Genomic DNA, 12,246 nt, shown 5'->3' with positions numbered 1-12,246 from the left:
GGTTTAATACCGAGCGAGAATGGCGTCACGAGCGCCATTCTCGATTATCTTTTTTAGCCCCTGTTCAAATAACTTTTGCAGCCGCTCGCCATCTGGGTGATGGGGAGAAAAAGCAAGAAAGATATCGGTTCCCTCATTAATAAATGCCACTTGAATATTATCGCTAATCCCTTGGGTACGACGTAGATAATTTGCTGATTTAATGAAAATAAGTGCACTGTCTAAGCGCCCTAACATCAGCCTTCGCATGTTAGGTAAATCGGAGTTGGCATACGCCGCCACCACTTTATGTTCGGCCACCAAAGCAAGAAACTGGTCGCCATAGCCATATCCTCTGACAACACCTACTAACTCGCCATTAAACTGCGCACGATTAGTAATTTTCAGAGCCCGTTGGGTATTGTGATAATACGCAGAATAAGCCTTATAAAGAGGTGTACTACCGAGTAAGTACTTTTCTTTACTGATAGCATCGATAGGCACATTGAACCCCGCCACATAAGCACCGGTATCGAGGTAATGCAGCACCCGCGCATAAGGGTAAATATGGTAGTCGACTGACACGTCTACCGCTGCAAAAGCGGCCGTGATTATATCATTCGCCATGCCCGTACCATCGGCATTGGCATACGGAGTCCATGCGTCTTCAGCAGCAATAACCACGCGCTCGGCTTGGCAAGGTGCAATCAGAAACAACAAGGCAAGAAATAGGCAGCCGCGACTCATGCTCTCTCCAGCACACCACAAATTATTTTATTATAGGCACTGCTTGGTTGGTCGCGACAAATTATCCTAGATATCTACATGATCAATGGTGGTGGCCGCCTGACATAGCTTGGCCATCACTGTGATAAAACCCTGATGCACCGTGCTCAATAAAGCCCTGATTTATCATTTTCGCCAAAAATGGATCATGTTCATTATCGCCCACATCGGCATAGTCCGTAGTTTGATAACGGTCCCAATGAGCAAATTGTTGCTGCACTTGTTGCGGGTTAAGCTGGTAACTTTGCAACGTGAGTCTGCTTATTTGTTGCCACCTGTCTTGATGATCAGCGTCTTCACGTGCCACCACAAGCTGCTTGACCAGCTGCAATGCTGGCAGCCATACTAGCGTCACTTTATAACCATTTTGCTGGCGTTCGAAGTGCTGCTCTTGGCCGCAGCCCTCACCTTGCGTACGTGATGGCGATTGTGAAAGTAGGTCACTGTGCACTAACTGATATTTTTGTGACCAACTGACTGGTTGCCCGCCTTCTTTTAGCTCACCAGGTTGGTACTCAATGCCTCTTTGGTAATGCTCAAAATAACGAATAGGCCGCACTTGCTGATTAGATAGACGTTGCCAGAGCTCAACGACCCCCTGGCTGTTGGCCTGATGCGCTACCTGATCATGCAGCCGCCAAAGCGAAAATAGCTGCTCTTCTTGAACGCCTTGCTGCTGTATATAATTGGCTTTTAACACCTGCGCATTCGCTTGGCATTGCTGTTGCGCATACACACTGGCACTACACATGGCGACTGCCAACGTGGCTAATTTGACATACTTCATCATTTTATCCTCCACTTAGGGCCGAGGACATAGCAACCTATGCCCTCGACCTTAGGTGATTAATTACCTAGCTTGGCTTCTGCTTTACTCACTAAATCTGCAGCGTGATTAATCACGTGGAAGATATAGTTTTGCTCATTAGTTCCGGTCACTAGGTGGGCTCCAGGACCCTGGGCATACACACCCACATCTTCACCCGCATGAGTTTCTGAGCTAAGTGGCACCAGCGCTTCTTGGTGGAATCCCGCTGTGGTGGTGTCAATGGTGCTCAAATCCACACGACCAGTGACAATCTCACCGTTGTAGCCAGCATCAGCGTTGGTCTGTGCGCCAAGGTTCTTAAAGCCGTTGCCATTGGTGTAGCCCAAAGTGGTGTAAGGCATGCCATCGGCTGCCAAGGTAGGCTCGTCGCTGCCAACGGCAACCACTTTACCTAAAATAGGGTTACCTCGTTTAGGGTAGCCAGCAATGGTAAATACATGGCTATGATCTGCGGTTACGATGATCAGGGTCTCATCCTTGTTGGTCTTTTCCATCGCGGCTTGCACCGCCTCGGCCAACTCCACCGTGTCGTGGAGTGCGTTATAGGCATTTCCTGCATGGTGAGCATGATCGATACGGCCCGCCTCTACAGTCAGAAAGAAGCCCTCGTCGTTATTATCAAGAACATCAATGGCTTTTTCCGTCATCGCCGCCAGCGACGGCTCACCGGCGATATCATTGCTTCGATCTTGCTCATACTGCATGTGCGATTCGTTAAATAGCGCAAAGATGCGCTCAGTGCTGGCAGGATCGATAGCATCAAAGCCCGCTTGATCCATCACATAGGTGCCATTGGGGTAAGCCGCTTGCCATTGCGCCGTTAAGTCACGGCCATCGGTGCGGTCACCCTCGGTGCTGCTTTGCGCATCATTGCTATTAAATGCGGCATCTTTTGGCAGGAAGTGACGACGACCACCGCCCATTACCACTTCAATACCATCAATATCGACGTCGAATCGCGCTTCCAGATTAGGCTCAAAGTTAACTAATTGCGAGGCAATGTCTTCGCACCCAGCAGCGACCGCATCAGCAGGCATATCGGAGATGTCTTCCCAGTTACGGTCGGCCGACTTGGCATAGGTGGCAGCCGGTGTGGCGTGAGTGATCCGCGCGGTTGACACAATTCCTGTTGATTTACCTGCGATTTCTGCCAACTCTAAGGCGGTTACTAACTCATTGCCGGACACCGATTCACAGTCACCACGGGCAATCCCTTCAGCCACGCCAATCACACCGACATCGGTTTTGACGCCTGTTGCCATAGCCGTCATAGTGCCAGCTGAGTCAGGAGTTTGCGCATCAACATTATAGGTTTTAGCAAAGCCAGAATAGGGCATGGTTTCAAAGCTCAGCTGGTGCTCCTCACCCATTTTTCCTTGTAGTTGCCCAGCTAAAATACGTGCAGCTGTGACCGTGGAGATGCCCATTCCATCACCTACGAACAGAATCACGTTTTTCGCTTTTTGATTACTGCTGCTTAGCTGCTCGGCACGTTGTTGTGCCTGCGCGACTTTATCCTGAGCATCGCTAAACCAAGCGTTGCCCGTTAGGTTAGCCAGTTCATCGTCGTCTAATGTGGTTTTAATCGGGTTACAATTGGTCGTTTGCGCTGCAACTTCATCGCCATCAAGCTCGCCATTGCCATTGTCATCGGCACCCACTTGAGTGTAGACACCACCATTAATACATTGACTATCACCCACAGCTATGTCGGTGTTAACAGTTAGAGTCGGTGCGCCATCATCGTCAGAGCAACCCGCCAGTGCCGCAACCACGGCAAGAGAAAGAATATTTAGCTTGTTCATTGTAATACCTGCTTACTTAGTGAGCTCAAGGGCTGAGTCGATAATGTGGAACACCATGCTTTGTTCAATCACTCCCTGCGCTAGATGCGCGCTGGGACCCATAGCATGAAGGGAAATATCTTCGCCTGCGTGTGTCTCTGAGCTAAGTGGAATGGTTGCTTCTTGGTGAAAACCTGGGGTGGTGGTATCGATACCCGCCAGATTTTGACGCCCGGTTTGCGGCGCATCGCTGTAGCTGGCATCAGCATTAGTTTCCATGCCTAGGTCGCGAAAGCCCAAGCCATTGGCATAACCGAGCGTGGTGTAAGGCTTACCATCTGCTGCAAGCGTCGGCTGCTGCTGCCCTACCGCCACTACCTGACCCAGAATAGGGTTACCACGTTTAGGGTAACCGGCAATGGTAAAGACGTGGCTGTGATCCGCAGTCACCAAAATCAATGTTTCTTCGGGGTTCGTGTTCTCGATGGCATACTGCACGGCATTAGCCAGTTCGATTGTATCGTTCAGCGCATTGTATGCATTACCCGCGTGGTGAGCGTGGTCAATACGCCCGGATTCAACCGTAAGGAAAAAGCCTGTATCGTTATTATCAAGCACAGATATTGCTTTAGCGGTCATTTCCGATAGGGAAGGCTCACCAGCAAGATCATTGCCTCGGTCAGCTTCATATTGCATATGAGATTCATTGAACAGTCCAAACACCCGCTGAGCGTCATCGGCTATAGCATCAAAGCCAGCACGATCCCATACATAGACACCATCGGCATACTTTTGTTGCCATTCCTGAGTCAGGTCACGACCATCGGTGCGGTCTCCTTCGATAGCGCTGCGGGCATCAAGAGTGTTATACGTTTCGTCTTTCGGTAGGAAGTGACGACGGCCACCGCCCATAACCACTTCTATACCATCCACGTCAGTACCAGCAAAGCGCGCTTCAAGGTTTTGTTCAAAGTTAACCAATTGCGTAGCGATATCCTCACACCCTTGCGCAACTGCCTGCGCAGGCATGTCTGACACGTCTTCCCAGTTACGATCTGCTGATTTGGCATAGGTTGCTGCAGGAGTGGCGTGGGTAATACGAGCGGTGCTGACGATACCAGTACTTAAACCTCGAATTTCTGCAAGCTCCAAAGCAGTAATCAGTTCATTACCAGCTACTGTGGCACAATTTCCGCGCTCGATATCTTCATCTACACCAATCACACCCACATCAGTTTTAACCCCTGACGCCATGGCGGTCATGGTGCCTGCTGAGTCTGGGGTTTGTGCATCAACATTATAGGTTTTTACCTGCGCCGAGTAAGGAAACTTCTCGAAGCTAAGGTAACCTTCTTCACCCATTTTGCCGTTATTTTGGCCCTGTAGAATACGGGCTGCTGTGAGTGTGGACACCCCCATACCATCGCCAACAAACAGAATCACATTTTTGGCCTTAGTCAGTTTTTGCTGATTGGCCAATTGCTGCTTCTCGTTGAGCTTATTCTTATCTGTTTGATACCACTGACTATTGGTCTGAACGTCAGGCAAGACTCCGGCCTGCACTGGTGTGCACACCAGCGAGGAAATGGCCGAGGCTGCCGCCATCGCCAAGGCTAACTTTGATACTTTCATTTTTTGTTCCCGTGAGTTTTATTATTTAGCGCTGTTAAGAAGCTGTTCTTAACCACAAATATGTACCAGCAAGGGTTGTACTGGCGTCGTTACTGTAGGGAACGAATGTTTCTAAAATATAACCATTTATTGACGGACAGATGATGAATATATGACAGCGAATACGGAGGCAGAGGAATAGGCATAAAAAAACCCAGGCAACTAGCCTGGGTTTTTCTTAGAAGAGGCGACTATTACTTCGCTTCTTTTTTCGCTTTTTCTGCAGCGATTACTTCGTCAGCAACGTTTTGCGGACAAGGTGCGTAGTGTGAGAACTCCATAGAGAACTGACCACGACCAGAAGTAATAGTACGTAGGTGGCCGATGTAACCGAACATCTCAGATAGTGGTACTTCACCCTTGATGCGTACGCCCATGCCGCCCGCTTCTTGGTCTTTGATCATACCACGACGACGGTTAAGGTCACCGATTACGTCACCCACGTTGTCTTCAGGAGTGAATACGTCAACTTTCATGATTGGCTCAAGAAGTTGTGCACCCGCTTTAGGGATAGACTGACGGAATGCGCCTTTTGCAGCGATTTCGAACGCGATAGCTGATGAGTCAACTGCGTGGAAAGCACCGTCAAATAGTTCAACTTCAACGTCTAGTACTGGGAAGCCGGCAAGAACACCTTCTTCCATCATTGATGCGAAGCCTTTCTCAACTGCTGGCCAGAATTCCTTAGGAACGTTACCACCAACAACGCTTGAGCTGAACTTGTAGCCTGAACCTACTTCACCTGGCTTGATACGGTAATCGATCTTACCGAATTGACCAGAACCACCTGATTGCTTCTTATGCGTGTAGCTATCTTCGATTTCTTTGGTGATAGTTTCACGGTAAGCAACCTGAGGCTGACCAACAACAAGGTCTACGCCGTAAGTACGCTTAAGGATATCAACTTTGATATCAAGGTGTAGTTCACCCATACCTTTAAGGATGGTTTCACCTGAGTCTTCATCAGTCTCAACTTGGAAAGATGGATCTTCTGCAACCATTTTACCGATTGCGATACCCATTTTCTCTGTACCACCTTTATCTTTAGGTGCAACAGCGATTGAGATTACTGGATCAGGGAAGATCATCGCTTCAAGCGTACATTCGTGCTTAGGATCACATAATGTGTGACCAGTTTGCACGTTCTTCATACCAACAACAGCGATGATGTCACCCGCCTGCGCTTCGGTAAGTTCGTTACGCTCGTCAGCTTGCATCTCAACCATACGGCCGATACGCTCAGTTTTACCTGTTGCTGAGTTAAGTACTGTGTCACCTTTTTTCATGCGACCCGAGTAGATACGGATGAAGGTAAGTGCACCAAAACGGTCGTCCATGATTTTGAACGCAAGCGCTTTAAGTGGCTCATCTGCAGATACAGTTGCAACTTCACCAGTAGGCTCACCAGTGTCTTTGTCAGTTAGTGGCTGCGGATCTACTTCTGTTGGTGAAGGTAGGTAATCAACTACAGCGTCTAGAACTAGCTGCATACCTTTGTTCTTGAACGCTGAACCACAGTAAGTTGGGAAGAACGCAAGATCACGAGTACCTTTACGGATACACGCTTTGATTTGCTCTAAAGAAGGCTCTTCACCTTCCATGTATGCTTCCATTAGATCGTCGTCTTGCTCAACGGCAGTTTCAACAAGCATCTCGTGATACTCATTTACTTTGTCTACCATGTCAGCTGGAACGTCTTGTACTTCGTAGTTTTCAGGAAGACCTGTGTCATCCCAAACGTATGCTTTCTTCTCAAGTACATCAACAACACCAGAGAACTGGTCTTCGATACCGATAGGAAGAGTCATCACTAGTGGGTTTGCGCCAAGTACTTTTTTCACTTGCTCTACAACGCGGTAGAAGTCGGCACCCATACGGTCTAGTTTGTTTACGAAGATACAACGTGCTACTTCTGATTCGTTCGCATAACGCCAGTTAGTTTCTGACTGCGGCTCAACACCACCAGAACCACAGAATACACCGATACCACCGTCAAGTACTTTAAGTGAACGATATACTTCTACTGTGAAGTCAACGTGTCCAGGAGTATCGATTACGTTTAAACGGTGACCTTTCCACTCACATGTTACAGCTGCTGATTGGATTGTAATACCACGCTCAGCTTCTTGGTCCATGAAGTCGGTCGTTGATTCGCCGTCATGTACTTCACCGGTTTTGTGAATTTTACCGGTGAGCTTCAGAATACGCTCTGTCGTGGTCGTTTTACCCGCATCTACGTGCGCGAAAATACCAATATTTCTGTATTTTGATAAATCTGCCATTGCTTTACTCTATTGGTCGAAAAATTATTCGGCGGGAGTATATCACCTCTTGTGGCGAACATCATCATAGAAACCGCTTAAAATGCAATCAAATTAGGAAAATCTTGGGGTCGCCAATAAAATCGTTTGAGCCAAGGTAGGATGCGGCTTTGCCGGAGCTAGAAAGATATGATTTCACGCCGATAAAACGCCACAATAGCAATATAAAAATTTGCCAAAAGGGGTATAGCGTTTTATTTAAAACAACGCAGGGTAATTCATTGTAAGGCTTGAATATGAACGCGACACGCCATGGCGACGACCGTAAGTCGAGTGAATTTTTAACTTAAAAATAGAATATAACTAGAGAGGTTTCTAAGAATTGGTTGCGGGAGCCGGATGTGAACGCGACACGCAGTGGCGACGACCTTAGGTCGAATAGATTTGAAATAGTAATTGGTAGTGAGGTCTACTAAGAATTGGAAGAATTGGTTGCGGGAGCCGGATTTGAACCGACGACCTTCGGGTTATGAGCCCGACGAGCTACCAGACTGCTCCATCCCGCGTCAATATAAGGTGATAACTGGCGATAAAAGTTGGTTGCGGGAGCCGGATTTGAACCGACGACCTTCGGGTTATGAGCCCGACGAGCTACCAGACTGCTCCATCCCGCGCCAATTATCTGTGGACGCTTGCAACTTTTAGAAGTTGGTTGCGGGAGCCGGATTTGAACCGACGACCTTCGGGTTATGAGCCCGACGAGCTACCAGACTGCTCCATCCCGCGTCCACATTGTTGGGTCTAGGGAAGCCCCTTCGCCAACGAGAGCGCCATAATATAGCAACAAAATTTAAATGCAAGTTTAATTACACCGAAACCATATCAGCTGCTGGTTTTTCCACCATTGAAGACTAATTATGATGAGAGCGCTGATGAGGGCTAATCATTTTTTGCCACTCCCAATCGGGATGCCCCATCACAATAAAGTCGGGATTTTCTGTTGATTCACGCTGGTTATAAGTGAGTGGATTAAATTCTGCATCGGTAATACACCCGCCCGCTTCTTCGACAATCACCTGCGAAGCGCCGGTGTCCCATTCACCGGTTGGACCAATACGCATAAAGCAATCGGCTTTCCCCTCAGCGATAATACAGGCCTTGAGTGAGCATGACCCTAACGGCACGGTGTCGAAGGTGGCATTTAAGTACTGACTAACGGCCTCTAGTTTTTGCCTGCGGCTAACCGCTAAAGTAAGGTTTGCCGGTTGGGCGACACTGATGCGCTCAACCCCTTGGGGCGTTTTCTTATACGCCCCTTGTTGATAAGTTGCGAAGTAGGTGGTGTTTTTCGCCGGCCAATGAATCACGCCGAGCACCGGTCGATTGTTTTCAATTAGTGCAATGTTGACGGCAAAGTCACCGCTTTCGAGAATAAACTCTCCGGTGCCATCCATTGGGTCCAGCAGCCAATAGCGCTGCCAGTGCTGCCGTTTTTCTAAACTGGGAATGGGCGTCTCTTCGGACATAATCGGGATGTCAGGCGCCATTTTCTCGAGCCCAGCCATAAGCACATCATTCGCTGCAATGTCTGCTTTGGTCACTGGGGTGTGATCTTGTTTTACCTGCTCTCCAATATCATTCTGGCGATAAATAGCCATAATGGCCAAACCTGCTTGCTCGGCCAACTCAATGCATGGAGCTAGAAAATCTTGCAACACGACCCCCTTTTTTACTGCTGAACCTCGTGGCTTAATTAGATGCCTGTATTAATAATAGCAAAGCTGCCACACTTCGTGCTTCGGTAAAGTCCGGCTCGCCAAGCAAAGCTTGCCATTGCGCCATTGGCCAATGCACTACCTCTAATGGCTCTGGTTCATCACCAGCCAACGTTTGGTGGTAAAGGTCACGGGCGGTGATAATGTGCATATGAGCATTAAAGTAGCTAGGCGCGAGCGACACTTTTTTCATCTCGTTAAGCTCATGAGCGCCTAAGCCCACTTCCTCTTGCAGCTCTCGATTGGCAGCTTGAAACGGCGTTTCCCCCGGATCGATTAAGCCTTTTGGAAACCCCAGCTGATAGTCATTGGTACCGGCACAGTACTCACGCACTAATATAAGTTCATCATGTTCGTTAACCGGAACGATCATGACCGCACCACGGCCTCCGCCTCGAATACGTTCATACTGACGTTGCTCGCCATTCGAGAAGCGCAGCTCTAGGGCCTCAACAGTAAATAATCTACTTTTTGCCACCACGTTATTATCAAGTATTTCTGGAGGCGTTGGATGCTTTTTCTGTGTCATAGCCGCGACTTTGTTATTATCAACATAAATCCATGATAATTGTTTTAGTAGGAAAAGCCCATGCCAAATTGGTCCAATATCGACACCGTATTACTCGACATGGATGGCACTTTATTAGACTTGCATTTTGACAACCATTTTTGGCTCGAAGTCATCCCCCACCAACTCGCTAAACAGCAACAAATTCCGCTGCAACAAGCCAGAGAGCAAATGGCGGCCCGCTATGAAGCAGTACAAGGACAAATACAATGGTATTGCTTAGATTATTGGCAACAACAATTACAGTTGCCCATTATGACGTTAAAGCGTGAAATTCAGCACCTGATTAGTATTCGTGACGATGCCAAGGTGTTTTTGCAGGCATTAAAAAATTCAGGAAAAGAGCTTATTTTGCTCACTAATGCGCATAGAGATAGTTTGAGCTTAAAAGTAGAACGCACTGAGCTGGACCGCTATCTTGATAAGCTTGTTTCTACCCATGACTACGGCGTTAGTAAAGAGCACCAATCGCTGTGGCAGCAGGTGCAAAGCGACTTAGGCTTTGATAAAAAGCGGACGTTGTTCGTCGACGATAGCGCAGCGGTACTCGATGCAGCGAAGTGCTTTGGGATCAATCATCTGCTAGCAGTGGCTAACCCCGACAGCAAGCAGCCACACAAGCCGCTTGCCGGATATGAAAATGTCACCGATTATCGTGACATTTTGCCTGCCTAGCTGGGGTAGCGCTGCTGCAAGCCTTGATAAACGAGCTTGGCGAAGTCTGGGTTATCAGTGTCCAGACTTTTTACCACGTCGACCAAGTGCTCATTATCCTCTTGACCATGCCACACTTTGATATAGGTTCCATCTTTATACCCATGGTCTTGACGGAAGAAGTTCAAGGTGTTCTTGCCAACGTAACCACGATAAAGATCATCGATATTCATTCCAATTTGCTGCATACAGCCGGCAAAAGCAGCAGCATTAAAAGCTTTATCAGCTACCGCGCTAGCTGCTAACGTCTCCAACGAGACTTTAAAATCAGCTCCTTGAATAGGGCTTTGCATTTCCTGCTCAATTTGCGCCGCCAACTCAGCAAACGAAGTGTGGCCGTCAATGCGCAGACTCAAGCCGAAGTGGAAGATATCCACCAGCTCCAAAATCACTTGCTCTGTATCCGGAGTTTGTTTTTTCCACCATTTCCAACCATAGTGGTCCAGCATTTCCGCACACTCAACCCAAATAGCCCGATACCACTCAAACCCTTGCTCAAACCATTGCTCGTGAACTTTGGTATTCATGGCATGCTGCATTTCTAACATGATGGCAATTTTATTTGCTGCGCTAGACATTCTTTAATCTCTCATTGTCTGTGTATTTGCCTATCATACCTATAGCGTGAAAGATTATCACCCTAGGGCCGTTCTAGTTGCATTGCTTTCACAGTATTAATAAAGGAATTTTATGTTATCTAAAACACTTGCGGGCTCTGTTGTAGGAGCCATCTTATTGTTATTCAGTGGTGTCGCCAGTGCAGCGGTCATTACCAATATCAGCGATTCAGCTGAGCGCGTAAGTCCGCTTCTGCCCGGCTTGAGCGTGCCCGATGTCACGTTGAAAGACACCCAGGGCCAACCTGTTGCACTAAAAAAGCTATTAGCAAATAAGCCTACAGTGTTGGTTGTTTACCGTGGTGGCTGGTGTCCTTACTGTTCAAAGCAATTAAAGAATATCCAAAATATCGAGCAACAGATCGCCGAGGTGGGCTTGCAAATCATCGCCGTCTCACCAGATAGTCCTGCAAAGCTTGCGCAAAGCACTATTAGCTCACCGACCTACCAACTGCTCTCAGACGATCAGCTGGCATTGGCACAAGCAATGGGGTTAGCTTTTTTCTTAGATGATAAAACGGCTAAAGTTTATCGTAATAAGTTGGGCGTAAACTTTGTTGGCTTGGATGGTGAGCAAAAAGTGGCGCTGCCAGTGCCTGCCGTGTTTGTGCTCGATACGCAAGGGATGGTGCATTTCCAGTACGCCAATCCAAATTATCGTGTTCGTTTATCAGAGCCGTTACTACTGGCCGCTGCAAAACAAGTTATGAGTCATTAAAAAAGGAGCCCTAGGCTCCTTTTCGTTATTAACGTAGGCGATAATCACATTTGCCTTGCGTCACGTAACGGGTATCAAATGAAGAGCCCGTGGTAAACTCAAAGCGCATATCTCTGAGCTCAAAGATAGGGTGTGGGTGTTCACTGATCCACTTTTGTGTCGCTCGACAAATACCTTCAAGCTTATGCAAACGGAAGGTATCAACTACCACTACAGCGTTGTATTTTTCTAAGTAGCTACGTTGAATGTTTTCTACCCAGTTAGTACCGCCGTAGTTAGAACGCAAGTAATAAGTCAGGTCACTTTCGTCAGCTTCTTTAGGGCCCACATCCGGTGTTTTGCGCGCTTTTTCAGCAAACTGAATAAGCGATAACTGCTCACGCATAACCTCTTCACGATGCCCTGCAGGACAGCGTTTAGTGGTGTAGGTTACTTTACCTGCGGGGCTAATACATTTACTGAGCTTTTTTTCATTGCCCTGCGCTGCGAATGTTGCGCTCAGGGCGAGCAATAATACAAACCAATAGTGCATTGTTGTTCTCTA

11 protein-coding genes and 3 tRNA genes are annotated in these 12,246 nt (G+C 47.7%); 2 read left to right on the top strand and 12 right to left on the bottom strand.

Going from position 1 to position 12,246, the window contains the following annotated elements; all coding sequences use genetic code 11:
- Positions 1-3: 3 nt before the first annotated feature.
- From MHM93_RS13605 to nudE, 10 genes are all read right to left on the bottom strand, one after another.
- On the bottom strand, positions 4-726 hold the full coding sequence (locus MHM93_RS13605; protein ID WP_138510084.1) for a transporter substrate-binding domain-containing protein: 723 nt from the start codon (positions 724-726) through the stop codon (positions 4-6).
- 82 nt (positions 727-808) lie between these two features.
- Complete coding sequence (locus tag MHM93_RS13600) at positions 809-1,555, bottom strand: hypothetical protein (protein WP_239449441.1); 747 nt, start codon at positions 1,553-1,555, stop codon at positions 809-811.
- A gap of 56 nt (positions 1,556-1,611) precedes the next feature.
- A complete protein-coding gene (locus tag MHM93_RS13595) occupies positions 1,612-3,399 on the bottom strand; it encodes an alkaline phosphatase (protein ID WP_239449440.1) in 1,788 nt (595 codons plus the stop codon).
- A 12-nt stretch (positions 3,400-3,411) separates the two neighbouring features.
- Positions 3,412-5,010 (bottom strand): alkaline phosphatase, encoded by a 1,599-nt coding sequence (locus tag MHM93_RS13590; RefSeq protein WP_138589119.1) that lies wholly within the window; start codon positions 5,008-5,010, stop codon positions 3,412-3,414.
- A gap of 233 nt (positions 5,011-5,243) precedes the next feature.
- Positions 5,244-7,331: an elongation factor G gene (gene fusA, locus MHM93_RS13585; protein WP_022946271.1), complete on the bottom strand. Its 2,088-nt coding sequence runs from the start codon at positions 7,329-7,331 to the stop codon at positions 5,244-5,246.
- Positions 7,332-7,799: 468 nt separating this feature from the next.
- Positions 7,800-7,876, bottom strand: a tRNA-Met gene (locus MHM93_RS13580).
- A gap of 31 nt (positions 7,877-7,907) precedes the next feature.
- Positions 7,908-7,984 (bottom strand) — tRNA-Met (locus MHM93_RS13575).
- 35 nt (positions 7,985-8,019) lie between these two features.
- Positions 8,020-8,096, bottom strand: a tRNA-Met gene (locus tag MHM93_RS13570).
- Between the two features lie 125 nt (positions 8,097-8,221).
- On the bottom strand, positions 8,222-9,025 hold the full coding sequence (cysQ, locus tag MHM93_RS13565) for a 3'(2'),5'-bisphosphate nucleotidase CysQ (RefSeq protein ID WP_045980294.1): 804 nt from the start codon (positions 9,023-9,025) through the stop codon (positions 8,222-8,224).
- A gap of 34 nt (positions 9,026-9,059) precedes the next feature.
- A complete protein-coding gene (nudE, locus tag MHM93_RS13560) occupies positions 9,060-9,614 on the bottom strand; it encodes an ADP compounds hydrolase NudE (protein ID WP_022946269.1) in 555 nt (184 codons plus the stop codon).
- A gap of 60 nt (positions 9,615-9,674) precedes the next feature.
- On the opposite strand from nudE, the gene yrfG reads away from it, so the two are divergent.
- Complete coding sequence (gene yrfG, locus MHM93_RS13555) at positions 9,675-10,328, top strand: GMP/IMP nucleotidase (protein ID WP_239449439.1); 654 nt, start codon at positions 9,675-9,677, stop codon at positions 10,326-10,328.
- Here the strand turns inward: yrfG and MHM93_RS13550 are convergent.
- Positions 10,325-10,945, bottom strand: a complete 621-nt coding sequence (locus MHM93_RS13550) for a dUTP diphosphatase (protein WP_239449438.1) — start codon at positions 10,943-10,945, stop codon at positions 10,325-10,327. The two genes, yrfG and MHM93_RS13550, sit on opposite strands and share 4 nt — an antisense overlap.
- 112 nt (positions 10,946-11,057) lie before the next feature.
- Between MHM93_RS13550 and MHM93_RS13545 the strand changes: the two genes are divergently transcribed.
- Positions 11,058-11,702, top strand: a complete 645-nt coding sequence (locus MHM93_RS13545) for a peroxiredoxin-like family protein (protein ID WP_239449437.1) — start codon at positions 11,058-11,060, stop codon at positions 11,700-11,702.
- A 28-nt stretch (positions 11,703-11,730) separates the two neighbouring features.
- On the opposite strand, the gene MHM93_RS13540 is transcribed toward MHM93_RS13545, so the two are convergent.
- The gene (locus MHM93_RS13540) at positions 11,731-12,234 is read right to left on the bottom strand and encodes a hypothetical protein (protein ID WP_053911901.1); all 504 of its coding nucleotides are present in this window, start codon (positions 12,232-12,234) and stop codon (positions 11,731-11,733) included.
- Positions 12,235-12,246: the final 12 nt, after the last annotated feature.

The organism is Pseudoalteromonas sp. MM17-2 (assembly GCF_022347945.1).
Classification (GTDB): Bacteria; Pseudomonadota; Gammaproteobacteria; order Enterobacterales; family Alteromonadaceae; genus Pseudoalteromonas; species Pseudoalteromonas ruthenica.
Note: the sequence above shows the minus strand (reverse complement) of the source record. Positions and strands in the feature narration are given on the sequence as shown.

Excerpts from the sequence above, each read along its gene's own strand:
- MHM93_RS13605 (WP_138510084.1), bottom strand. The coding sequence starts at position 726 with ATGAGTCGCGGCTGCCTATTTCTTGCCTTGTTGTTTCTGATTGCACCT.
- MHM93_RS13600 (WP_239449441.1), bottom strand. The coding sequence starts at position 1,555 with ATGATGAAGTATGTCAAATTAGCCACGTTGGCAGTCGCCATGTGTAGT.
- MHM93_RS13595 (WP_239449440.1), bottom strand. The coding sequence starts at position 3,399 with ATGAACAAGCTAAATATTCTTTCTCTTGCCGTGGTTGCGGCACTGGCG.
- MHM93_RS13590 (WP_138589119.1), bottom strand. The coding sequence starts at position 5,010 with ATGAAAGTATCAAAGTTAGCCTTGGCGATGGCGGCAGCCTCGGCCATT.
- fusA (WP_022946271.1), bottom strand. The coding sequence starts at position 7,331 with ATGGCAGATTTATCAAAATACAGAAATATTGGTATTTTCGCGCACGTA.
- nudE (WP_022946269.1), bottom strand. The coding sequence starts at position 9,614 with ATGACACAGAAAAAGCATCCAACGCCTCCAGAAATACTTGATAATAAC.
- yrfG (WP_239449439.1), top strand. The coding sequence starts at position 9,675 with ATGCCAAATTGGTCCAATATCGACACCGTATTACTCGACATGGATGGC.
- MHM93_RS13550 (WP_239449438.1), bottom strand. The coding sequence starts at position 10,945 with ATGTCTAGCGCAGCAAATAAAATTGCCATCATGTTAGAAATGCAGCAT.
- MHM93_RS13545 (WP_239449437.1), top strand. The coding sequence starts at position 11,058 with ATGTTATCTAAAACACTTGCGGGCTCTGTTGTAGGAGCCATCTTATTG.
- MHM93_RS13540 (WP_053911901.1), bottom strand. The coding sequence starts at position 12,234 with ATGCACTATTGGTTTGTATTATTGCTCGCCCTGAGCGCAACATTCGCA.